Annotated in this window: 23 protein-coding genes; all 23 read left to right on the top strand. The window is 43.4% G+C overall.

The annotated features are described in order from the left end of the window. Positions 1-203 precede the first annotated feature (203 nt). Positions 204-3023 carry a phage tail tape measure protein gene (locus tag CLOSA_RS21655; protein WP_081443001.1) on the top strand — a complete coding sequence of 940 codons (2820 nt, stop codon included), beginning with the start codon at positions 204-206 and terminating at the stop codon, positions 3021-3023. A 1-nt stretch (position 3024) separates the two neighbouring features. Further along, positions 3025-3225, top strand: a complete 201-nt coding sequence (locus CLOSA_RS04405) for a tail protein X (RefSeq protein ID WP_013271565.1) — start codon at positions 3025-3027, stop codon at positions 3223-3225. A gap of 81 nt (positions 3226-3306) precedes the next feature. Continuing rightward, complete coding sequence (locus CLOSA_RS21660; protein ID WP_049791639.1) at positions 3307-4494, top strand: LysM peptidoglycan-binding domain-containing protein; 1188 nt, start codon at positions 3307-3309, stop codon at positions 4492-4494. A gap of 13 nt (positions 4495-4507) precedes the next feature. After that, entirely contained in the window at positions 4508-4921 is a 414-nt protein-coding gene (locus CLOSA_RS04415; RefSeq protein ID WP_013271566.1) for a phage baseplate assembly protein V, read from the top strand. Next, a complete protein-coding gene (locus CLOSA_RS04420; protein ID WP_013271567.1) occupies positions 4918-5307 on the top strand; it encodes a phage tail protein in 390 nt (129 codons plus the stop codon). The genes CLOSA_RS04415 and CLOSA_RS04420 overlap by 4 nt, the downstream gene beginning before the upstream one ends. A 10-nt stretch (positions 5308-5317) precedes the next feature. Then, positions 5318-5617 (top strand): GPW/gp25 family protein, encoded by a 300-nt coding sequence (locus CLOSA_RS04425; protein ID WP_013271568.1) that lies wholly within the window; start codon positions 5318-5320, stop codon positions 5615-5617. Beyond that, on the top strand, positions 5617-6765 hold the full coding sequence (locus CLOSA_RS04430) for a baseplate assembly protein (protein WP_013271569.1): 1149 nt from the start codon (positions 5617-5619) through the stop codon (positions 6763-6765). Before CLOSA_RS04425 ends, CLOSA_RS04430 begins: the two co-directional genes overlap by 1 nt. Continuing rightward, positions 6758-7693, top strand: a complete 936-nt coding sequence (locus CLOSA_RS04435; protein WP_013271570.1) for a phage tail protein — start codon at positions 6758-6760, stop codon at positions 7691-7693. Before CLOSA_RS04430 ends, CLOSA_RS04435 begins: the two co-directional genes overlap by 8 nt. A 46-nt stretch (positions 7694-7739) precedes the next feature. After that, complete coding sequence (locus CLOSA_RS04440) at positions 7740-8135, top strand: phage tail protein (RefSeq protein WP_013271571.1); 396 nt, start codon at positions 7740-7742, stop codon at positions 8133-8135. 18 nt (positions 8136-8153) lie between these two features. Then, on the top strand, positions 8154-8588 hold the full coding sequence (locus tag CLOSA_RS04445; RefSeq protein WP_013271572.1) for a hypothetical protein: 435 nt from the start codon (positions 8154-8156) through the stop codon (positions 8586-8588). Then, positions 8581-9642 (top strand): hypothetical protein, encoded by a 1062-nt coding sequence (locus CLOSA_RS04450; RefSeq protein WP_041708466.1) that lies wholly within the window; start codon positions 8581-8583, stop codon positions 9640-9642. The genes CLOSA_RS04445 and CLOSA_RS04450 overlap by 8 nt, the downstream gene beginning before the upstream one ends. A 135-nt stretch (positions 9643-9777) precedes the next feature. Next, positions 9778-10182 (top strand): hypothetical protein, encoded by a 405-nt coding sequence (locus CLOSA_RS04455; RefSeq protein WP_013271574.1) that lies wholly within the window; start codon positions 9778-9780, stop codon positions 10180-10182. Next, positions 10175-10315, top strand: coding sequence for an XkdX family protein (locus CLOSA_RS04460; RefSeq protein WP_013271575.1), 141 nt, complete (start codon positions 10175-10177; stop codon positions 10313-10315). The genes CLOSA_RS04455 and CLOSA_RS04460 overlap by 8 nt, the downstream gene beginning before the upstream one ends. Positions 10316-10325: 10 nt before the next feature. Further along, positions 10326-10745 (top strand): phage holin family protein, encoded by a 420-nt coding sequence (locus CLOSA_RS04465; protein WP_013271576.1) that lies wholly within the window; start codon positions 10326-10328, stop codon positions 10743-10745. A gap of 75 nt (positions 10746-10820) precedes the next feature. Further along, positions 10821-10976 carry a hypothetical protein gene (locus CLOSA_RS22570; protein ID WP_013271577.1) on the top strand — a complete coding sequence of 52 codons (156 nt, stop codon included), beginning with the start codon at positions 10821-10823 and terminating at the stop codon, positions 10974-10976. 1 nt (position 10977) lies between these two features. Beyond that, positions 10978-11808: a peptidoglycan recognition protein family protein gene (locus CLOSA_RS22050; protein ID WP_013271578.1), complete on the top strand. Its 831-nt coding sequence runs from the start codon at positions 10978-10980 to the stop codon at positions 11806-11808. Between the two features lie 195 nt (positions 11809-12003). Further along, positions 12004-12861, top strand: coding sequence for a CPBP family intramembrane glutamic endopeptidase (locus tag CLOSA_RS04475; RefSeq protein ID WP_013271579.1), 858 nt, complete (start codon positions 12004-12006; stop codon positions 12859-12861). Between the two features lie 578 nt (positions 12862-13439). Further along, complete coding sequence (locus CLOSA_RS04480) at positions 13440-14459, top strand: LacI family DNA-binding transcriptional regulator (RefSeq protein ID WP_013271580.1); 1020 nt, start codon at positions 13440-13442, stop codon at positions 14457-14459. Between the two features lie 22 nt (positions 14460-14481). After that, a complete protein-coding gene (locus CLOSA_RS04485) occupies positions 14482-15846 on the top strand; it encodes an ABC transporter substrate-binding protein (RefSeq protein ID WP_013271581.1) in 1365 nt (454 codons plus the stop codon). Between the two features lie 154 nt (positions 15847-16000). Next, the gene (locus tag CLOSA_RS04490; protein WP_013271582.1) at positions 16001-16897 is read left to right on the top strand and encodes a carbohydrate ABC transporter permease; all 897 of its coding nucleotides are present in this window, start codon (positions 16001-16003) and stop codon (positions 16895-16897) included. A gap of 12 nt (positions 16898-16909) precedes the next feature. Continuing rightward, positions 16910-17734, top strand: coding sequence for a carbohydrate ABC transporter permease (locus tag CLOSA_RS04495; protein WP_013271583.1), 825 nt, complete (start codon positions 16910-16912; stop codon positions 17732-17734). A gap of 17 nt (positions 17735-17751) precedes the next feature. Further along, a complete protein-coding gene (gene pgmB, locus CLOSA_RS04500) occupies positions 17752-20724 on the top strand; it encodes a beta-phosphoglucomutase (protein WP_013271584.1) in 2973 nt (990 codons plus the stop codon). 12 nt (positions 20725-20736) lie between these two features. Further along, positions 20737-22455, top strand: a complete 1719-nt coding sequence (locus tag CLOSA_RS21665) for an amylo-alpha-1,6-glucosidase (RefSeq protein WP_013271585.1) — start codon at positions 20737-20739, stop codon at positions 22453-22455. Position 22456 lies beyond the last annotated feature (1 nt).

The raw sequence follows: 22456 nt of genomic DNA on the forward strand, positions 1-22456 counted from the left end.
AATCAGGCAGTTTTTGTAACGCATAGGAGTTGAGCGCTAAGGAGAGCAAAAATACTCCCAAGAGTCTCCGGCACGATTGCCTATAGGGCATTCTGAGATAGTATACCGCTATCAAACCTAACGTACAACGAGGGTGAAGATATATGCTGAACTTGCAGGAAACTGCAAGAAGTAAGGGATAAAAAACCTTTACGGTAACAGGAATGGGATGGAAAACAGAGGACATGTTAAAAGGCCTGCCTGGAGTTATGAACCTGGCTGCGGCCTTTGGAGAAGATTTAGAAAGTGTTTCCGTAATTGTAACAAGTACTATGGATTCCTTTGGTATTCAGGCAGGAGAGTCTGCACGCTTGGTTGATGTTCTGGCACAGGCCTCTATAAGCTCTAACACTAGTTTGGATATGATGGGAAAAACGTTCCATGGAGCTGCTCCTGCCGCCGCCGCGTTTGGCTACAGTATGGAAGATGTAGCGATAGCCGCCGGGCTTATGGCCAATGCCGGTATTCAGGGGGAGGCGGCCGGCGAATCTATAAAAACGATTTTAACCAATCTGTCGGAGCCAACAAAATCCATGGAGCAATATATGCAAAAGTTTTCTGTATCATTAAAGGACAGCGCAGGTGAAATAAAGCCTCTCGGTGAATTATTGGAGAAATTACGGTCCGGCTTTTCGGGACTATCCGAGGCGCAAAAGGAAGAGTATGCAGAAGGGATTGCAGGAAAAGATGGTATGGCAGGTTTGCTTGCCATCATGAATGGATCAGATGAGGAGTTTTTAAGACTGAAAGAAGCCATAGACCATAGTACCGGAGCCGCTGAAAGGTTATCAGCTATCCGAATGGATAATTTGGCAGGGGATCTCTCTCTTTTTAAAGGGGCTTATGACAATATTAAACTTCAAGTATACAGTGGCATTTCAGAAGAACTTAGGGAAATTGTACAGGAAGCTACAAAATGGATCTCAGGTTTTGCAGAAAGCCTTGAAGAAGGCATTCCCACCGCCCTCAGGATTATAAAACAGTTTGCTAATGGGCTAAGAGAGTCTTTTGGATCAGTTCTGGATACAGGTAAATGGTTCAAGAACCATTCGGAGGAGGTAAAAGGCGGTATAACCGGAATTGTAACTGCTTTGGCAATCTTTAAAGTAGCTAATGCTGGTATTGGCTTAGCAGGCGGAATGTCAGGCGCTATTAATGCATGGCCTGTAGCTTTAGCTGGGATTGTGATAGGTGGAATTGCTGGAATTGGAGCTGCTATAAAAGAGGCAAATGACCAAGTTATTAAAAGTAATTTAAAAGAACATTTTGGCGATTTAACGCTGTCGGTCAAGGAACTTAATGAAGCGGCAAAAAATACACTGGGGGCAGGACTATTTCAAACAATTGATCAATTCAAAGGTGCAGGTGCTAAATCAAAAGAAATATATCAATCTATGAAGCGCGATTTTCATGAAATTGCCAAGACAAAATGGAAATTGTCTGTAGGAGTTGAATTCGATGAGGAAGATACTGAGACTTATGAGATTGCTATTAAGAATTATTTACAAGGTGCCCAGGATTATGTAGACAGTAAAGGGTATGAACTTAGTCTTGCAATAGATTTAGTATTTGGAAGCAGCAAAGAGGGAGAACAATTAAAAGATAGCAGCGGAACCTTTTATCAATCTATGAAAAAGGACCTGTATCAGAAGAGAAATGAAATAAATGAGCTTTTGGATAAGAAAGCGAATGATGGGCTATCAAAAGAGGAAGAGGAAGGGTTACAAGTAAAGCAGGATGAAGCCCTGAAATTAGTGGAATTAATTACACAGTCTGAGAATCAAGCCAATTTTGAAATGCTCCAGTGGCAGATAACTGATCCGGATCTATCCGATGATTCCTACCAGAACTATCAGCAGGCAATTTTAGATTATAATAGCAAAGCAATGGAGAATATTGACGATGCTTACTATTCAATAATTACTTCATTATTCGTTCAAAGGAAAGCCGGAGAAAATGGTTTAAAAAATGGAATAGATGAAGAACAGTACAATGAGCTGATGAAGAATACTAAGCAGTCTTATTATCGGCAAAAGCTTCAGGTGACAATGAATGGTTATTCCGCAATGAAAGGTGTTATTACAGAGAAATATGGACCGGAAATAGAGCCTGTGTTAGCAGAGGTTCAAAATCGTATATCTGAAGAAATTGGAGCAATGGTTGATAAAGGTAATATTTATACCCCTGAAGCATGGCAGGAGGCATTTAATAAAGTATTAATCGAAGCAACAGAGACCACGGACCCGTTGGATTCTACTAAAGGGGCCGTATACACGCTTCTTAAAAATTTGTTAGAGCCAGAACAGACAATGGGGAAGATAATTGAACTTTACAAAAATTCTGGAGGAAATGTTTATGACAAAGATATTTTAGCTGCAGAGCAGTCAATGGACAATACAAAGGCATGGAGAGCAGTGAGTGGTTCTGATATCGAAATGTGGAAACTTATCGGAGATAAAGTTGGTGAAGATACCGCACTATCCACTGTAGTAATGTCTACCAGGGAATCCGGCGCTATATACTTGGATGAATTTATTAGTGCTATTCGAGAAAAATTACCACAAGTAGAATTAGTTGCTAAAGACTTAAATGTTGATTTAAGAAAATATGGAGAAGATAGTGATGGAATACCAATTCCAGTGAATTATGAAACAGCAAAAAAGTTCACAGAAACAAATACTGTAGATGGCATACCTAAGCAGACCCCAGAAAGCATCCTTTGGAAGAATTTTGAATATTTAAAAAATATTTATCAGGCAAACAATTATAGCAATTTATATAATTCAATGATTTCTTCAGGATCACCAGTTATTAACGAAGATAATACTTCTTTTGCGCCAGTGTTTAGTCCAACCATTTACATGAATGGTAACCCAACACCTTCTGGACAAATACCTGAAGTAGTACGTACGACTTATGAACAATTTAAGGCTTATTTGGAGCGATATAATCATGAACAGTTTAGAGTAGCATTTATGAGGTAATATGGGGAATTATAAAACAGTTCAAGGCGATACCTGGGACATGATTGCAAAAAAAGCGTATGGAGCTGAGAAATACCTTGATCATTTAATGAGAAACAATTTTGGTTTGCTGGATTATTTTGTATTTCCGGCAGGGATTCTGGTAAACACCCCGAGCTTGCCAAACAGGGAGATCATCGGTTTGCCGGAATGGAGAAAATGAAAGCAGTGATATATGGTATGAAAGGAGGGAAAGTCTACGAGCAATCCAAGAAAGAAATATTTAAATGTTGTATACAATGGAGTGGAGGTATGGAAAGATTTATCTGCGTACATAGAGAGTTTTTCATATGAAGATTCCGTTGACGAATCGGATAATATATCCATTTCATTAAGTGACCGTGATTTAAAATGGAGCCGTACCTGGCTGCCTGAAAAAGGGGACAAGATTTCCCCTTCCATCATTCTTGAAAACTGGAACTATGAGGGAGAAAAAATGACTGTGATGTGTGGTGCTTTCCTGGTAGATGATTTCTCCTTTTCCTGCCCTCCGTTTTCCTGTTCCATCAATGGGGTCTCAGCACCGGTGGATACCGGTTTTAAAGAAACAGAAAATACAAAAACTTGGGAAGCTGCTACTGTAAGGCTGATTGCCTCTGAAATTGCAGGAAAATATGGTTTGGAGCTGGTTTACGAATCAGAGGATATCCAGGTAGCAAAAACCGAGCAGGACAATCAGCCGGACAGTGACTTTTTAAAAAGTATTTGCGAAAGGTATGGATTAGGGATGAAAATCTTTTTCAACCGACTGGTAATATGGGACTTAAAACAATATTTTGATAAGCCTACGGTTATGACAATCGTACCTGAAATGGTTTCAAAATGGTCTTATAACAGCACTATGCAGGGAACCTACACCGGAGTAAAGGTAAGTTATACGAATCCCAGCAACAGTCAAACCGTTGAAGTCATGGTAGGAACAGAAGAACGGCTCTATAAAACAAGCCAAAAGGCAGACAATGAGGTGGATGCCAGACGAATCGGAGATAGTATTTTAAGGAATGCGAATAGAAAAGAGAAAACTATGAAGCTGACGATTCCGCCCAAAATGTCTTTGTATGCAACTGCCAATGTTCTACTGTCAGGTTTTGGAAATCTGGATGGAAAATATTTTGTAGAGAGGATTTCTCACAGTCTGTCAGATCGAACTTATGATATGCAGGTCAGCTTAAGCTTTATTTCTAAAGACAATGATCAGAGGGGAAATGCAGAGAAGACAGACGGCAGCAGCAAAGAAGTAAATAATTATACGGTACAAAAAGGTGACAGTTTATGGAGTCTTGCAAAACGTTTTTATGGGGATGGAGCCAGATGCCGGGAGATTTACGAGGCAAATCAGAAAGTCATTGAGGCGGAAGCAAAAAGACGCGGAAAGAGGGACTCCAATAATGGGTATTGGATTTATCCGGAATTGATTCTTTTAATACCATGAGAGGAGGAAAAGTATGAAGGATGTGATTCGGGTTGGACGGATATCATCGATAAATCCTGAAACCGGTTCGGTAAGAGTATATTATCCGGATAAGGACAGCACAACCTCTGAATTGCCATTGTTTCATTTTCACCGGGAATTCAAGCTTCCTAAAGTGAACGATCAGGTGATTGTGCTTCATTTATCTAATGATACCAGTTCAGGAGTGGTATTGGGGGGATTCTGGCACGAAATCGATCAACCGCCAAAACAGGCGGAATACAGAAAGGATCTGGAAGACGGCTCCTACGAAATGCTTCAGAATGGGAATTTTTTAATCCATTCCCCGCAGATTAGTTTAAGAGGTGAAGCAGGGACAGTTACGTTATCAGAGATTTTAGAAATGAAAAGCAGGCTGGAGACACTGGAAAGGAGGCTGGAAGAATGATTGGACTTTTAGGTGGACTGCGATTCCGGGTAAATGACAGTCGGGTTTTCACATTTCAGAATTTTAGAAGAGAGATTTCAGCTTCATGGAATACGATGAATCGGATCGGCCAGAAACCGCTGTGCGAATTAGGAGGGGCAGATTTACAGACAGTAACCTTTGACATAACTCTGGATGCCTCTCTGGGAGTAAAACCCAGGGCGCTTTTAGGAATCATGGAGCGAATGACGGAGTCAGGAGAAGCCAATGAACTGGTTATTGGAAGGCAGTTAGTAGGGAAAAACAAATGGGTAATAACGAAATGTTCTCAGGCCTGGGAAGTTATATTAAGAGGCGGAGAATTATATCGTGCCAATGTTACCCTGACGTTACAGGAATATGTGTGAGGTGGCGGCAATGGAAAGATATGAAGTGTCCATCTCGGACGTATGTGGAGAGCAGGCAGAGGAACTAAAACGTAACCTGACCACTCTGTTTGGAACAAGGGCCGGCGCTCAACCTGCCGACAGAGAGTTTGGTATTTCTTGGGAATGTCTGGATGAAATGCCGGAAGCAGCAGAAAGCCTGTTTTTTCTGGAAGCTGCAAAAAAGGTGGAGCGGTATGAGCCAAGAGTAAGGATCCATGACATCGTGTTTGAGCAGAAAGAGGGAATGTTGGTCCCTCACATATATTTTAAAGGAAAGGAGGAACCTTGATGAAAAACATGAACAACAGGTTTTCCGATTATCCGGAGGTCAGTTTTATTGAAGATACCAGTTTTTCAGACCTTCAGGCACGGCTTATAGAAGATTATGAGAAAAAGTATAAGGAATTGACCGGAAAAAATATTTCACTGTCATTGGCAGATCCGTACCGCCTGATTTTATATTCCTGCGCAGTTGCAATTTACCAGGGATACCAATATGAGGACAGAGCGGGAAAAATGGGATTGCTAAAATACAGTACCGGCGAATTTCTGGACAATCTGGCGGCCTTTAAGAAGGTAAAAAGGAATGAGGCATCTCCTGCCCGCACCATGATACGTTTTACTCTGTCGGCTGCAGTTGAAAGAAAGGTTGTAATTCCAAAGGGAACCAGGGTAAAAGGCCCGGAGCTGTATTTTGAGACATCGGATATAGGGGAAATAATGCCGGGCCAGCTTTATGCAGATATTCCGGCAAAGTGCCAGATTACCGGAATAAAAGGAAATGGTTATTTGCCTGGTGAGATTAGAACGCTCACTGACTTGCTTCCCTACACTCTTAAGGTATCTAACCTGACTCAGACCAGCGGAGGCGCAGACCGGGAAAGTGATGAGGAGTTGGCGGAACGGATTTATCTGGCGCCAATCAGCTATTCAACGGCTGGACCGGAGCGTGCTTATGAGTACTGGGTAAAGACATTCAGCCCTTCGGTAGGGGAATGCCGGATTACTTCAGAAGCTCCTGGTGAAGTAGATATTTACGTAACTATGGCGGATGGGACGATTCCTGATGACGGTTTCCTTAAAGAGCTGGAAGAATATTTGGAAAATAGCAACGTACGGCCTTTAACAGACCATGTTGTTGTGAAAAAACCCAGGCCAATAGAATATAATATTGATTTTGTTTATTATATCCGCAATGAGGACAGTGATAAGGAAGAAACCATAAAGTACGCAGTACAGACAGCCTGTGATAATTACATAGCATGGCAGAAGAAGGTAGGCAGAGATATTAATCCTTCAAAACTGATTTATCTGGTAATGGAAGCTGGAGTAAAGATGGTAGAAGTACAAACGCCGGTATTTACGGAAACACCTGATTCTGCGATGGCGTTTCCCGGAAAGATTGCCTTGAATTACGGAGGAAGAAAGGATGATTGATTTTTATAAAGGTGAAATGAAAGATATTATGCCGGTTAATCTGATTTCTCCGGAAACAAAAGCAATCAGCTTTGCAATAGGTCAGGCGATGAAAAAGCTGCAGGAGTTTTCCAGAGCGTGTTATATATATGGAGAATTAGGTAAGGTGCCGGAGCCGGTGCTTGATCTCCTCGCATTGGAGCTGAATACCCAATATTATGATCAGACCATGCCGAGAAATTTGAAGGAGCAGTTGATCACACAGACAACCGCCTGGTATATGCATGCAGGTACACCGGGAGTTCTGGAGGAATTTTTAGATACAGCGCTGGATGGCGGAGAAATACGAGAATGGTTTCAATATGAGGGAAAACCTTACTATTTTAAAGTGCTGGTACAGGTGGGGGAACATGAAATCCCGTTAGGTTATGGATTGGAAGTTAAAAGGCAAATAGAACTTTATAAAAATGCCCGATCCTGGCTGGAGCATGTGGCGTTTGTAATAAAATCCAAGGCTGATTGTAAGATTGATCTTGAAAATGCGGTTCGTTTTAGAGGGAAGTTTTATCCTCGCCTCAATACTCCTTATTTAAAGCTGGATGGTTTTTGGAAGCTTGATGGTAAAAGATTAAGTGGATATGACAGTGATGAAAAGATAGATTTTTATCCGGTAAAGCAAAATTGGGAAATAAGAATTTCAGAGAATATTCTTTTGAAAGAACAGTGTCATGTGATTTATTCGGTACCAGAAAATATGGACACAGAAGAAAGAATGAGGTTTTCTGGCCGGACAGCATCGATGGCTGGGACAAAGAATGCAATGTTTTTTAAAGCTAAAGTTGGTGAGTATGTGAGGCCAAGTGTGAGAGTTACAACTATCAACCGATTATCCTCGGGATGGAAATTAAATGGTAACAGAGCTTTAAATGGTGGCCTGTCAATACTTTAATCAATACTTGAAATAAAAATAATGAATGATGAAAGGAAGAAAGAATATGGCAGAAAGTTCAAACGGTGTAATGACTGTAATAGCCAGAAAAAAATTATGTGAGGCACATGCCGGAGACCGGCAGTTGCCGAAGATTAAAAAAATAGCCTGGGGTGACGGAGGGGTAAATGAAGCGGGAACTCCTAAGAACACGACGGGAAATGAAATTGGACTTTATAATGAGCTGATGAAAAAGGATGTGGAAGCTTATGTGTATGTAAGTGAAGACCATACCAGTTGCCGATATACAGCTACTTTGGAAGCAGGAGATCTGACTGGTAAGGAAATATCAGAAATGGGACTCTTTGATGATGATGGAGATTTGGTGGCTTACCGGACATTTTTGCGTAAGGGCAAAGATGAAGATATTCCTCAGATTTATGATATGGATGAAGTATTTTAACAAAAGGAGGTATATGGAATGGAATTTTGTAAAATAAAAAATCCACCGGAATATACACTGGAGGTGGAGCATTGGACCAGAGATACGGATGCAGACGGTGATCAGATGGCAGTAGTAATTGAACAGTTATTGAATAATACATTTTACAACAAGACGCTGGAGGAAAGTCGTCAGCTGCCGGTTTTGGTTAATCTCCCTGCTTCCGGATGGAGCAGTGAAGCTCCATATTGTCAAAAGGTCGTGGTGACTGGAGTTCAGGCAACTGATAACCCAACCGTTCATCCCTGTACTCCAAAGGAATTAGGTCCTACAGAAGTGAAATTAAAAAGGAAACTGATTAGTATGATTACAGACGGCGAATCAGGAGATGGCTATGTAATATTTTATTGCGGAGAAAAAAAGCCAACAGAAGATTTTAGTGTGTATTTGAGAGGGGTGAGTGTCAATGGGTAAAGTGATTATTGCCGGGGGTAGTGGATCAGGAGCAGGGTCTGACGAATGCACGGCCACAAAAGCTGAGGTATTAAAGGGATATAGTGTAATTTCAGCTGATTCCGATGATGAAGTGGTAGAGGGTTCATTGGAACTTACTGGTGACGCATCAGATAGTCAGGTACTGGAAGGAAAAACATATTATAACACTAATCCAAAGATTAAGAGAAATGGTTCCATGGTAAACCATGGCGCTGTATCCCTGAGTTTGAATGCTGGTACATCCTATACAGTGCCTGCCGGTTTTCACAATGGGGGAGGTAAGGTGGTTGCTAACAGTTTGGTAAGCCAGACCAGCGCAACGGCTACATCTGCAAAGATATTAAGTGGGCAGACAGCTTGGGCGAATGGAAGTAAAGTTACAGGGACCATACCCATTCAAGGAGCGGATGTATCCGGCACTGATCGGGCTTGGGCTACCAACATGAGTAATTGGGCAGGTACCGTTAATTTAGGAGTCAGGAATGGACATTACTTAAATGGTGTCAATTGGATTCAGGCGAATATTCCAGAATATCAGCCATGGAATATTAAAAAGGGTGTGAATATAGGGGGTATAGTAGGTACCTTTGAGGGTTATGTACCAACAGCAAATGACCTTTATATAAGAGGGAATAATATATCAGGATTTACTTCAACCGACAAAAATAAATTCTCTTTTGAAACTGGGCAGATTAATTATTCGGGCGTAGTGAATGGATCTTGGGGGAGTTATGCTTCAATGTCAGTAGATAATATTAATTTAACTGGGAAATCCTATCTTAATATTCAATTTTCTTTAACTAAAACAGATGATTCTGGGGAGAATTTTAATTTAGCAATAGTTAAGCCTGGAACCACTCTGTATAATAGTCAGCTTGGTCTCGTTTCACATCCAACCAACACGTATGTAGTAGATAAAGTACTGAGTATCCCTTTGTCACAAATACAAATGGTTGTAAAGATTGGGGTATACTTTTACACTAAGTCAGGTACATCCTTTAATGGAACTATTCAGAGAATTTGGTTAAATTAATTTCTACACTGACGCAGTTAAATGCAGTTAAATATCCTTTATAAATATACTAAATTTCTTTAAAGGCAATTTGGCAGAAATTAAAGTAATTGATTAATTGATGAAACGCTATCTATTTTAATGAAAGGAGACTATATGAAGATATATGTAAATGAACAATATGAAATAATCGCATTAGATGTAGAGCCAGAAAACTACTCACATTTATTTGAGGTTGAAAGAACGAGAATAGAGATGTTTGGAGACCTTTGTGATTCCTGTATTCAAGGGTATAAATACGAACCTCAATACGAAATGCTGTTTAATATGGATGGAACCAATGCCAGAAACGAAAAAACCGGAGAATTGCTATATAAATTAGATGAGTCTGGTCATAAAAATTTTATTGGTTATGCATGTTATCCCTTTATAGATTATAAAATGCTTACGTTAATACAAAAACAATATGAGGAATCTTCAAAACAGTTACTTGTGCTGAGTGCACGAATGGCGTATCTGTCCATGATGGCCGGTATTGAAATGGAGGCAGGTCATGAGTAAAAAGTTTGAACAGGTAAAGAGATATTACGATGTAGGTCTTTGGTCAGAGGGAATGGTTTGGAACGCCGTCGGACGCTGGATCAATGCATATGAGTTTCAGGAGATCGTCGGAAAAGAATATAGAAAGAGTTAGGATAGTGAGAATGAAAAATATATTATGTACATCAGCGGGGGTAGCAGGTAGTTTTATAGTATCATTATTTGGGGGGTGGGATAACGGGATAGGAACTTTAATGCTTTTTATGGCCATTGATTTTCTTTCAGGCCTAGCAGTAGCCGGAATATTCCATAAAAGCGCAAAGACAGAATCTGGAACACTGGAGTCCAAAGCCGGCTTTAAAGGTTTATGCAGGAAGTGTATGGCACTCCTGTTCGTACTGGTGGCCCACCGCCTAGACCTATCCCTAGGCACCCCATACATACGCGACACAGTCATCATCGGCTTTATGGCAAACGAGCTAATATCCATAGTAGAAAATGCAGGCCTCATGGGCCTGCCTCTCCCAACAGCCCTAATTAATGCCATAGATATTTTAAACAAAAAATCACAAACATTACAATAACAACTAAAATCCCACCCCCCGGTACATTCCCGCCCCATCCATCATATGATAAATCAAAAAGGACAAGGTAACGTTATGGTCAAAAGCGAGGCAACAAAAGATATGTCAAATATGGAGCTGCTGGGAATACAGGAAAATCTGAAGAACTCCGATTACACGGAAATTGAACGTTTCCGGGAATCCTTTGATGCAGATGAGATGGGTTTTGTAGGCAGAAGGGAAGGAATTTAATATGGAAGTTCACAAACTATTGACTCCCTATAACTACAGCAACGGTCAGACCGGCCGGATAAAATATATAGTAATCCACTATGTGGGTGCACTTGGAGGAGCAGAAGCAAACTGCAAATATTACGCCTCTCAATACATTGGGGCCAGCGCCCATTATTTTGTTGGATTCAGCGGAGAAATTTGGCAGTCTGTTGAGGACGAAGACATTGCTTGGCATTGTGGGGCAAAGACATATGTTCACCCGGAATGCCGTAACAGCAACAGCCTGGGAATAGAACTATGCGTGAGAAACAAGGGCAGCCAGTCAGATACAAGCAGAGACTGGTATTTTGAAGACGCTACGGTAAAGGCAGCTGCCCAGCTGACAAGAGAGCTGATGAAGCAGTATAATGTGCCTGTAGATCACGTGATCCGCCACTATGATGTGACGGGTAAGATTTGCCCGAATCCTTATGTATACAATCATACACAGCATACATGGAGCGATTTTAAAACATCCCTCACTGAAAGGCCCCAGCTAAAATCCGGCTGGTTTGAGGAGGACGGTGGATGGAGGTTTTACCTTGGAGATACCGGAAACTATGTGAAAAACGACTGGTACAAGGATGGGGAAAGCTGGTACTGGTTTGACGGCGCAGGATTAATGGTAAAAGATACATGGAAGACCGGGTCAGACGGTAAATGGTATTATTTAAATGACAATGGCGAAATGGCAAAAAACCAATGGGTCACCTGGAAGGGAGAACTATACCGGGCTACAGATGACGGAAGCATGTTTGAAGGAAGTCTGTATTTGGATACCGATGAAAAAGGGGCCCTGCACATAATTTAAGTAAATGACGGGAGTCCGGTAAACCGGCCCCGTCTTAAAAAATAAAAGCAACTTCAAGGTACTGGAAATAATATCCACCCTGTGTTAAAATGGCCTATATAACGGATAACCGTGTATCCCCGTCCTTTTATGAGAAGGAAACCCGTGGACTGGCAGCAGAATTTTATTAAGTAAAACAGACAGAAAGGTATCCCAATGCCGAATCACAAGCAGTATTACAAGGCGAATCACAAGCAGAATCCAATCCCAGCTATTTTTATATTTTATATCATTTGTTTTACATTCCGGGTACTGGAATCCTTCTTCATCCGCACCGACCAATCGGTGATCGGGGAAGCATTTATCCATAAACTTGCCGGAATTTTTCTGCTTGCAGCAGCACTGCCGTTTTTCCGCTATTCATGGTCAGAAATCGGTTTTACCGGGAAAAATGGAATCCCCGGTCTTTTATCAGGTACATTGCTGGGGATCGTTGTTTTTACAGCAGGATATGGGGCAGAAATACTGATGCAGCAGGCAGCAGGTGCTCCCCCGGTCCTTAAGCTTTACGTAACCAGCTATTCGATATCGGGCAACCGGTGGATGGGAAGCGGTCTTCTTTTTCTACTAATCTGCATAGCAGGAAACATAATGAATGTGATTATGGAAGAAGGAGTTTTCCGTGGATTATTTGTCCGGTTGTGGGAGGAGAAGCATTCTTTTCCCGCCGCATGCCTGTTGTCCTCCCTTCTTTTTGGAATCTGGCATGTGATTCAGCCACTGAGAAATGTGTTAGACGGTAATCAATCCTTAGCGGGTGCATTCATAGCTGGCCTGGTGCTGGTATTCACCAGTACTTTGCTGGGAATTCAATTCTGTATGCTTTTAAAGCTAACAGGATCCTTGTGGGCTGGAATAGCAGCTCATTTTATAAATAATACCACGGTTAATCTTTTGCATGTGGTTACTGCTTCCGGAGCGGATGAGCTTCTCACCATTCGCATTACCATTGCCCAGACTCTTTCTTTTCTCATTGTGCTCTTCATGTTTATAGTTCGAAAGAAAAAGAAGTGAATCCTATCAGGAACAAACCTTTGTTCCCTTTACAGGCGATTCCGGCCCAAACCATCCATATGCTTAAGTTTCATATGCAATTCCGGTTATAGATCCATAATAAATCCATAATAAATCAATAATATTTCCATAATAAATCAATAATACTTCCATAATAAATCAATAATACTTCCATAATACATCAACCATATATCAATAATACAGCCTTAATACAACCATCGCCTTCCTGCAGCAGCTTCCAAAGAAATACGGAATGTGGAACAAAATTTGATTGAAAATCAGGGGGCGGTGTACCGCAGAATTCGGACAGCATGCGTCAAATGGGGATAGCCTCCCGGAATATATTTCTGCAACAAATGCCTGCGTAATCAATGTCTGGGTAATATTGCATAAAAATAAAAGTGTAAATACAACATTCATCATAAAAGATGGAAAATAGATTGACATAGGTCCGGAAAAGTGTTATTTTTATATTATCAAAAACGTTTTTGAAAACGTGGCTATTGTACAACACTTCCAAAAAGAAGTGTTAAAAAAAACCAAAGACCAAAAACGTTTTTGGAAAAATGAGGTGTAAAATGGCAAAATCAATTTACGATGTGGCACAGGAAACGGGATTATCGGTAAGTACGGTATCAAGAGCATTAAACGGATACAGTGATGTATCGGCCAAAACCAGGGCGCGCGTGGCGGAGGCAGCGGAAAGACTTGGGTATGTTCCCAATACCAGTGCCAAGAATCTGTCTTCAAAGAACAAAAAAAATGTGGCTTTACTCATCTGCGGCCTGTTGGAGGAGGCCCAGTCAAATGAGTTCATGATGAATGTAATCCAGGGAGCTTATTCCTACATGATGAAGCATGAGATCAATCTGGCCATGTATTCCATTGGGAAGGAAGAACAGGAAAAAAAGGATTTTGATACATTTTGCAGAGAATATTCCTTGTCAGGAGCTGTAATCATGGGACTCAGGATAACCGATCCTTTGGTAAAAACCCTGCCTCACTCTAACATGCCTTGTGTGTCCATTGATATCCAGCTGGACGGAACATGCACTTCGGCTGTTATGACAGATGACAGAAAGGCATTTGAGCAGATCACGCAATACGTAATCGACCGGGGGCACCGGAAGCTGATTCTTGTCTATGGACGGAAAAAATCCGATGTTTCCATCAGACGTCAGCAGGGATACTTAGATGCCCTTAAAAAGAACGGCATTGATCCCAAAAGCTGCAAAATAATCTATACGGATTTTATGGAGCAAAAGGCGTATGAAGGAACGAAAAAAATGCTGATGGAATATAAGAGGGAGGCAGGTACGGCATTTGTCTGTATGAGTGACTTAACGGCCATAGGTGTTTTAAGGGCGGTACAGGAGCTGGGGTATGAAAGCCCGGAGGACTTTTCCATCACAGGCTACGACGGCAACTACTTTATGAAATACATAGATCCTTTTATTACGCGGATTAATCAGAATATGTGGCAGAAAGGCTATGATGCAGCAAAGCTTCTCATGAAGATGGTAAATGACGAAAAGTATTCCAGAATTCATATGACTAAATATTTTCTTGAGGATGGCAAGAGTGTAAAGCAATTATAAATAAATATCAAGGAGGATTCTTATGAAAAGAAAATTGGCGGGATTTATGGCAGTGGTTATGGCTGCAGCAACGGTGATCAGCGGCTGTTCCGGTGGGAGCAGTAATACAACCGCATCAGGAGCAGGAAAGGCAGAAAATGGATCAGGCAAGGAAATCCAGATGACGTTTCCCACCTACCTGGCGGGTGAAAATGTAGGGGCTGTTTTCTTCCTTCCTGAGGTAGAACGGTTTAACCAGAAATATGCAGGCAAGTATAAGCTCGTGATCGAAGAGGTTCCCCAGGCCCAATATGCGGAAAAGATTAAACAACTGGCTCAGCAGAACAAGCTTCCGGCCATTGTCCACTCCCCCGGTTCCGGCGGAATCGATCTTCAGTGGTTTAAAAATGTGGTTCTGGCCAATGGCATGGCATATGATCTGACCAAATTTGCAGATTCCAACCCAGAGATAAAAAAGAACTGGATCGATGAATCCATAGATTACTGTACCGTGGATGGCAAACTGATCTGCAAGCCTCTTTCTGTATTAAAACCAGTGGGCATGTATTATAACAATACCATGTATCAGCCGGAAAAAGCCGTTAAGGATATGAACCTTGACGAATTTATAGAAAGCATCGGTGACAATAAAATCGCATTCCAGACTGCGGAAAATGCCTGGACCACAGGACTTCTTCTCACTGCTCTTATCGCCAACCAGGAGGGGGGAGAACAGTATCTGGCTCAGTTTGTAGATGATAAGCTCTATGATTACACCGATGAAAAGATCCTCACGGCAACCACCATTTTGCAGGAGCTCCTTCAGAAAAATGCATCAGCCAACACCATTGGTGCAGCTTACGCAGATGCAGCCAATGCATTTATGAGCAAGAGTGCCGCCCTTATATGCAACGGCTCCTGGATGGCTTCTGATTTCGATGAAAAAGCTGCGGATAAATGGTCAAACGGATTTACAGGTGAGGAAGTGACCTCAGATATTTATCCAGGTAATATTGCCATAGCCAATCCAAAAGTATATGGTGAATTCTGGATCGCCAATACCGCATCTGATGAGGAAAAGGAACTGGCGGAAGCTTTCTTTGCCTTCCGTGATTCCAAGGAAGAAATCGAGCAGTTGGTCCTGACAGAAGGCGGAGTGGCTCCTAAACTGGAATACAGCGATGAATTCTTAAAGAAACAGGCGGAAAACCGCATTTTATCCCAGCTTGCTGAAAGCATGGATGGAAAAACCAGGTACACGGCTTCGATCTTTGACGTAATGCCTGCCTCTGTTGCTGACACAGAATTCGGAAAGCTGCTTCCCAAGCTGGCAGACGGAACTCTTTCACCGGAAGAATTTTGTACCCAGCTGACCCAGAAGGCTGCAGAAGCAAAAAACGAAACATAAAATGAAACATAAATAAAACATGGGAAGTCAGGCGGATATTCGCAGTCCGCATTGCTGCTTGCTCATAACCGGATAGCAGTTCGGTTAAATACTGTTGCAAAAAGCCTGAACACAGGTGCATTGCAACAGTATTTTTTAGAAAGAGGGGAAGAACATGAAAGCAGGAAAATCAAATTCCACTGGATTGGAGAGAAGGAATTATAAGTGGTGCTACTTATTTTTGCTGCCCTCCCTCCTGATATTTTTGCTGTTTTACTTATCGCCCATCCTTACGGTAATTGCAACGTCCTTTACCAAGTGGGATGGCTTCAACAAACCGGTTTTCATAGGACTTAAAAATTATATGGATTTATTTCACTCCAAAACCTTTCTCATATCCTTAAAAAATCTTCTTGCCTGGTCCGTGATTGCAGCGACCCTCCATGTAGGGTTTGGTGTGCTGATGGCATTCATCCTGTATGCAAAACCCAAAGGGTGGAAATTCACCAGGGTGGTTTTTATGGTGCCCAACGTGATTTCAGCCGCTGCATGGGCCATGATATATAAATTTATTTTCAATGACGATATGGGGATCTTAAATAACCTGATCCGGAGATTTCACCCGGATTTTCATGTCCAGTGGTTCTTCCAGTCCCCATATGCCTTCTGGGCGGTTACGTGTACTTGGATCTTTTATGCAGTAATTGTAACCCTGATTGTGCTAAATGATTTAATGGCAGTTCCTGAGGAAGTGATGGAAGCTGCAAGAGTAGACGGGGCAACCTCTTGGCAGCTGACCCGCCATATCATGCTTCCCCTTTGCAGAAATGCCATTGGTACCGGAGTGATCTGCTCCATTACCTCCAGGATCGCCATGTATGAGCAGATCAGGCTGACTACCGCAGGGGGACCTGGAGACGATACCATGAATATTCCGCTGATCCTGGTCAATTCCATATCTGATATGAAATACGGGTATGCCAATGCAAACGGTATGGTCATGTTTGCTCTGGGACTCATCATTCTGGCAGCCGTCAATTATATATTCCGCATGAATGACAGCATTTATTAGGAGGAGGCTGCAATGAAGAAAAATATTACCTTATTTTTTATGTATCTTGCTATGGGATTTACGGTGGTTATATCCATTTTTCCCATTCTCTGGGTGATCATGTCATCCTTTAAAACAAACGCACAGATCCTTGGAAATCCATTTACATTGCCTTCAGCCTTCAGCTTTGAGCCGTACATATACTTATTTGAGAAATATGATTTTCTCCGGTATGCGGCCAATTCCTTTCTGGTTTGTATTTCCTCAACCCTCCTGTCGCTGTTGTTCTTTGCCATGGGTGCTTATGTGATCGGAAAGTACCGGTTTCCCGGAAAATCTTTGATATTCGCCTTGTTTACCATCACTTTGCTGGTGCCTTCTCATTCCAAGGCTCAGCCCATTTTTTCCCTGATCATGAAAATGAATCTTTATGACAATATCTGGGGTCTGGCTGTGGTTTATCTTTCCATGGGGCTGGCGATGTCCATGTTTATTTTAAAATCCACCTTTATGTCCATACCCTCATCCTTAGATGAGGCGGCCAGACTGGAAGGTGCAGGCTTTCTGCGGGTATTTTTCCAGATCAACCTTCCTCTGGCAAAAGGAGGGCTGGCTACGGCCGGGATTCTCATGTTCCTAAATAACTGGAATGAATTTTTTTACGCTTCCCTGCTGACCTCTTCCAACAAGAACAGGACACTGCCGGTGGCGCTGCAATTTTTTACCGAATCATTTTCATATGATTACACCAAGCTGTTTGCCGCTTTAACTCTTGTCGTGCTTCCAGGCATCCTTTTATATGCGCTGGCTCAGGAGCAGGTACAGGCCAGTGTTGCGGCATCAGGCGTAAAAGGCTGACAATTCAGGAGGACAGAATGATTAACACTATGAATTTTATTAAGGGCCAGGGGGATTTAACAAACTGGCTGATAGAGGAAACAGGGTTTGATGCCCGGAATCTGGGAAAATACGAAGCGGTTTTTGCCCAGGGCAACGGTTACATAGGAATGCGAAACGCATTGGAAGAGCGGTATGTGGAAGAGGTAAGGAACACGTTCATTACCGGGACATTCAATAAAGCGGGAATGGAAGAGGTAACGGAACTGCCCAATATTCCGGATGTAACCGCCATGGACATCTATGTTGATGGGTACCGTCTGAATCTGCAGTCAGGAACACTGACGGAGTATTCAAGAGTCATGAACTTGAAAAACGGAGAGACCGTAAGAAAAATCATATGGGAAAGCCCGTCCGGGACGTTGGTAACGGCTGTGTTTAAGCGGTTCGTATCACTGAAGAATGAACATGTTGCGGCACAATACCTGGAGCTGACCTGTGACAAAAACGCCCAGTTGGTCATTGAGACGGGAATTCACGGGGATGTGACAAACCACGGGGCTATGCATTTTGATCAATTAAGGCGAAGAATCCATGACGGCGTTATCATGCAGTTCCTTGGGGAGACTACGGAGTCCCGGGTTGTGGCAGCGGTACACAGTGCCTGCCGGATCAACCGGGAGGAAAAGGCCCTTCCGGTTATGGGGCGAAGAACGATGGATCTTCGGTGGTCCATGGCAGCAGGGGCCGGAGAGACCATACGGCTGGAAAAGGTATCCTGTTTTCATTCCTCCAGGGACCGGGCCTATGAAAGGGAAGAACCTTCCGGTATTTCAGAGAGGCTGAAAGCAGACGGCATGGAGTGCCTGCGGATGGAATCGGAAAAGGGTTACGGACTGCTGATGGAGGAGTCAGAAGCAGTGTGGAAGGAATACTGGAAAGACCATGAGGTGACCATACGGGGAAATGCTGATTTTCATCAGTTAGCCCTTCGGTTTGCCCAGTATCATTTGAATATTATGGTGAAAAAGGATGACAACCGGGTAGGGATCGGTGCAAAGGCTTTGACAGGAGAAGGCTATAAAGGCCATTCCTTTTGGGATACGGAAATGTTTATCTTGCCCTATTTTACTCTTACGGAGCCAAAAACCGCCAGAACGCTTCTGGAATACCGATACAGAAATCTCTATGGCGCCCGTAAAAAAGCAGCCGAAAATGGCTGGGAGGGGGCCATGTATCCCTGGGAGTGCGCCTGGATCGACGACGGTGAAGTAACTCCCCTTTACCTGGGTACTGATGTGGTGACAGGAAAGGTACAAAAGTGCCTGACAGGCTTGATTGAACACCATATCAGCGCAGACGTGGCTTATGCCGTGTGGCAGTATTATCAGGTCTCCGGGGACCAGGAGTACATGGACCGGTTCGGATATGAGATTATTCTGGATACGGCTCTTTTCTGGGCCAGCCGCCTGGAATGGAACGAGAAAAAGGGCTGCTACGAGATTCTTGATGTAATCGGTCCTGATGAGTATAAGGAACATGTGGACAATAATGCCTATACCAATTATATGGCGGATTATAACATGGAGCTGGCAGAGTATGTGATAGAAGCCCTGCCAAAGGAGAATCTTGAGGTTTCGGAACGGCTGGACCAGAAGTTCCATTTCAGCCAGTTAAAGCAAAGGCTCAGGGAAAAGAGGGCAAAGCTCTATTTGCCAATGCCGGATGAAAACGGCATTGTCCCTCAGACAGACCAGTACATGAGCTTAGAGCCCATTGATCTGGCGCCCTATAAGGCTTCCGGAAAGGTTTTGGGTATCCATGAGGATTATAATATGGAGCAGATGTCGAAGCTGATGGTTTCCAAACAGGCTGATACGGTTATGCTGGATTTTGTACTTCCGGAACGGTTCTCTCTGGAAACCAAGAGAAAGAATTTCGTGTTCTATGAAGATAAAACCCTTCATGATTCATCCTTAAGCCGCTGCGTTCACTCGATTTTAGCCAATGATTACGGGATGGAGGACATGGCCTTACGGATGCATCAGGCGGCTTGCTCCATTGATCTGGGACCTAATATGAAATCATCAGAGGAAGGGATCCACAGTGCTTCCATAGGAGGGATCTGGTTAAGCTGTGTCATGGGCTTTGGCGGGGTAAGGATCCGCAAGGGCAATTTAGAGCTTAATCCGAAGCTTCCCAAAGACTGGGAGGAGCTTTGTTTTCCCCTGGTATGGAAGGGCCGGGAGCTGAGGATTTCAGCGGATAAGAAAGGCGTCAGAATTGAGAATAACGGAGCCGGCCAGGTAGCTCTTACGGTGTTTGGCAGAAGCTGTAAGATAGATCCCGGCACCTTTGTTTATGCAGAGAAAAAGAATTATAAAGCAGTCATTTTTGATTTGGACGGAGTGATATGCCATACGGATCATTACCACTATCTGGCCTGGAAAGAGGTGGCTGATGAGCTGGGGATTTATTTTGACGAAAGCATCAATCACCGGCTGAGGGGCGTCAGCCGAAAGGAAAGTTTTGATATCATACTGGAACGGTATGATAAAATTATGGGGGAAGAAGATAAGGAAATATACCTTACGAAAAAAAATGAAGGTTATCAAAAGCTTTTAAAAGGCATGACCCCCTCCGATTTATCCGAAGAAACAAAGAATACGTTACTAGAACTGAGAAAACGGGGTATGAAGCTGGCCATCGGCTCTTCCAGTAAAAATGCAGGACTGATTATAAAGCAGCTGGGATTGGAACACTTTTTTGACGCAGTTTCCGATGGGAATATGATCACCCATTCAAAGCCTCATCCGGAAGTATTTCAAAAGGCGGCTTCCATGGTAAACTGCGAGGCGGAAAACTGTCTGGTCGTTGAAGATGCAAAGGCAGGGCTGGAAGCCGCAAAAGCCGGGGGCATGGATTGTGCGGCAGTAGGAGATGCAGTAAAATCCCCATTGGCAGATTATAAGCTGTCATCGTTCCGGCAGCTGCTGGAAATTGTGGAATAAGGAGGAGAAGAGATGGAGGAACGCAGTACGCAGCTGGATATACGAACAGTACCCTTTAGCAGGTACGGCTCTTACCTGGCATTTTCCTGCCCGCAGGATGGTACGAAGGAGTTTGACGGCCACATTGGGGTACGGGTACTTTACGGCACCTTTTCCCAGCAGGAAACCTATCCCATCATACTTATAAAACCTGATGGAAAGCCGGTGGAAAAAATTACTGTTACCATGTTTCCCTGGGAACTGAACGTATCTTCTGAAACCGGAGGATACTCCATATGCTTTAGGGATGAGGACGGGTTTCTCCTGAAAGCTGACAGCTCCGTTCTTATCACGAAGACAAAAGCAGGATCCTATGACAGGGTAATGGAACACATGGATGGAAGCTTTGAAATAGCCGGAGATGATATGGCACTCCATGTTTCCGTTCGGAAGGGAAAAGCAGAGGACCGGTCAGCCTGTCCGGAAAATGGCTATGGAAGCAGCAGAACAGGGCTCCTCCTAAGTCCGGAGGGGAAAGAGCTGCTGGCCGAAGTTATCCTTACCGGTTTAAGCCCTCATAAAAAAGAGTATATAAGCTATGATCATTGCCGTCAGGCAGTTAAAGAGGAATATGAGGAGTTTGAGGCGAAAATTATAAAAAGCCTTAAATTAGAAGATTCCGCTTATGAAAAGGCCGTTAGGGAGGCTTCTTATATCTTATGGCATTCTGTGCTTCAACCATCCGGGTACATGAAAAGGCCGGTAATGGTCATGACGAAAAACTGGATGAATCTGGTATGGAGCTGGGATTATGCCTTTAATGGCCTGGCCATGGTTTCTACCCATCCGGAGCTGGCTTACGGTCAGTTTTTAGCCATGGCAGACCAGCAGGATGAGTATGGAGCATATCCCGATGCATACCAGGCCAGGAAGATCATACGGTCCTTTGTGAAGCCTCCGGTTCAGGGCTTTATCCTGGAAAAAATGTTTCAGATCCACGATCCGGGCAGGGAGGTAAAGGAGAGGCTTTATCATTCCACCGCCGCCTTTACCCGATGGTGGCTGACTTACCGGATGGAGGAAAATGGCATCCCTACCTACCAGCACGGCAATGATTCCGGCTGGGACAATGCTACCGTTTTTCGTCTGGGCCTTCCGGTTCAGTCACCGGATTTATCGGCCTGGCTTGTATTGCAGATGGAGTTTCTGGAACATACGGCAAGAGCGCTTGGGCGGTGGCAGGAGGCTGAAAAGTGGAAAGAACAGGGGGAGGATCTGCTTTCTAAGCTGCTGTCCTATTTTGTGAGGGATGGCCGCTTTGAGGCGGTGAAGATCCCCGGGATGGAAGTGGTGCCGTCCGATTCCCTCATCCTTTGTCTTCCTCTGATCCTTGGGAAGCGCCTGCCGGAGAAGCTGCGGGAAAATCTGGTCTCAAGGCTTTTAAAGAAGGGCCATCTGGCCGGCCCCTGGGGATTTGCTTCAGAGCCTTTGGACAGTCCGCTGTTTGAGGAAGACGGCTACTGGCGGGGGGCGGTCTGGCCTCCTGTTACCATGATACTGGCGGATGCATTAAGCCGGTGCGGCAGACGGGAAGAGGCACGTGTCTACGCAGAACGCTTTTGCCGGCTTTGCTCAGAAAAGGGTTTTTATGAAAATTACAGTGCATTGGACGGGCGGGGCCTGCGGGATCACGGCTTCACCTGGACGGCCAGTGTGTTTCTTATTCTGCTTCGCGAATTTATCATAGATTAAG

This window comes from [Clostridium] saccharolyticum WM1 (assembly GCF_000144625.1).
Lineage (GTDB): Bacteria > Bacillota > Clostridia > Lachnospirales > Lachnospiraceae > Lacrimispora > Lacrimispora saccharolytica.

Bases quoted from the DNA above. Each gene is read 5' to 3' on its own strand.
- CLOSA_RS04425 (WP_013271568.1), top strand. From the start codon at position 5,318: ATGGAAAGATATGAAGTGTCCATCTCGGACGTATGTGGAGAGCAGGCA.
- CLOSA_RS04495 (WP_013271583.1), top strand. From the start codon at position 16,910: ATGAAGAAAAATATTACCTTATTTTTTATGTATCTTGCTATGGGATTT.
- CLOSA_RS04430 (WP_013271569.1), top strand. From the start codon at position 5,617: ATGAAAAACATGAACAACAGGTTTTCCGATTATCCGGAGGTCAGTTTT.
- CLOSA_RS04480 (WP_013271580.1), top strand. From the start codon at position 13,440: ATGGCAAAATCAATTTACGATGTGGCACAGGAAACGGGATTATCGGTA.
- pgmB (WP_013271584.1), top strand. From the start codon at position 17,752: ATGATTAACACTATGAATTTTATTAAGGGCCAGGGGGATTTAACAAAC.
- CLOSA_RS04415 (WP_013271566.1), top strand. From the start codon at position 4,508: ATGAAGGATGTGATTCGGGTTGGACGGATATCATCGATAAATCCTGAA.
- CLOSA_RS04405 (WP_013271565.1), top strand. From the start codon at position 3,025: ATGGGGAATTATAAAACAGTTCAAGGCGATACCTGGGACATGATTGCA.
- CLOSA_RS04490 (WP_013271582.1), top strand. From the start codon at position 16,001: ATGAAAGCAGGAAAATCAAATTCCACTGGATTGGAGAGAAGGAATTAT.
- CLOSA_RS04420 (WP_013271567.1), top strand. From the start codon at position 4,918: ATGATTGGACTTTTAGGTGGACTGCGATTCCGGGTAAATGACAGTCGG.
- CLOSA_RS04465 (WP_013271576.1), top strand. From the start codon at position 10,326: ATGAAAAATATATTATGTACATCAGCGGGGGTAGCAGGTAGTTTTATA.
- CLOSA_RS22050 (WP_013271578.1), top strand. From the start codon at position 10,978: ATGGAAGTTCACAAACTATTGACTCCCTATAACTACAGCAACGGTCAG.
- CLOSA_RS04450 (WP_041708466.1), top strand. From the start codon at position 8,581: ATGGGTAAAGTGATTATTGCCGGGGGTAGTGGATCAGGAGCAGGGTCT.
- CLOSA_RS04435 (WP_013271570.1), top strand. From the start codon at position 6,758: ATGATTGATTTTTATAAAGGTGAAATGAAAGATATTATGCCGGTTAAT.
- CLOSA_RS22570 (WP_013271577.1), top strand. From the start codon at position 10,821: ATGGTCAAAAGCGAGGCAACAAAAGATATGTCAAATATGGAGCTGCTG.
- CLOSA_RS04485 (WP_013271581.1), top strand. From the start codon at position 14,482: ATGAAAAGAAAATTGGCGGGATTTATGGCAGTGGTTATGGCTGCAGCA.
- CLOSA_RS21665 (WP_013271585.1), top strand. From the start codon at position 20,737: ATGGAGGAACGCAGTACGCAGCTGGATATACGAACAGTACCCTTTAGC.
- CLOSA_RS04440 (WP_013271571.1), top strand. From the start codon at position 7,740: ATGGCAGAAAGTTCAAACGGTGTAATGACTGTAATAGCCAGAAAAAAA.
- CLOSA_RS04445 (WP_013271572.1), top strand. From the start codon at position 8,154: ATGGAATTTTGTAAAATAAAAAATCCACCGGAATATACACTGGAGGTG.
- CLOSA_RS04460 (WP_013271575.1), top strand. From the start codon at position 10,175: ATGAGTAAAAAGTTTGAACAGGTAAAGAGATATTACGATGTAGGTCTT.
- CLOSA_RS04455 (WP_013271574.1), top strand. From the start codon at position 9,778: ATGAAGATATATGTAAATGAACAATATGAAATAATCGCATTAGATGTA.
- CLOSA_RS21655 (WP_081443001.1), top strand. From the start codon at position 204: ATGGGATGGAAAACAGAGGACATGTTAAAAGGCCTGCCTGGAGTTATG.
- CLOSA_RS04475 (WP_013271579.1), top strand. From the start codon at position 12,004: ATGCCGAATCACAAGCAGTATTACAAGGCGAATCACAAGCAGAATCCA.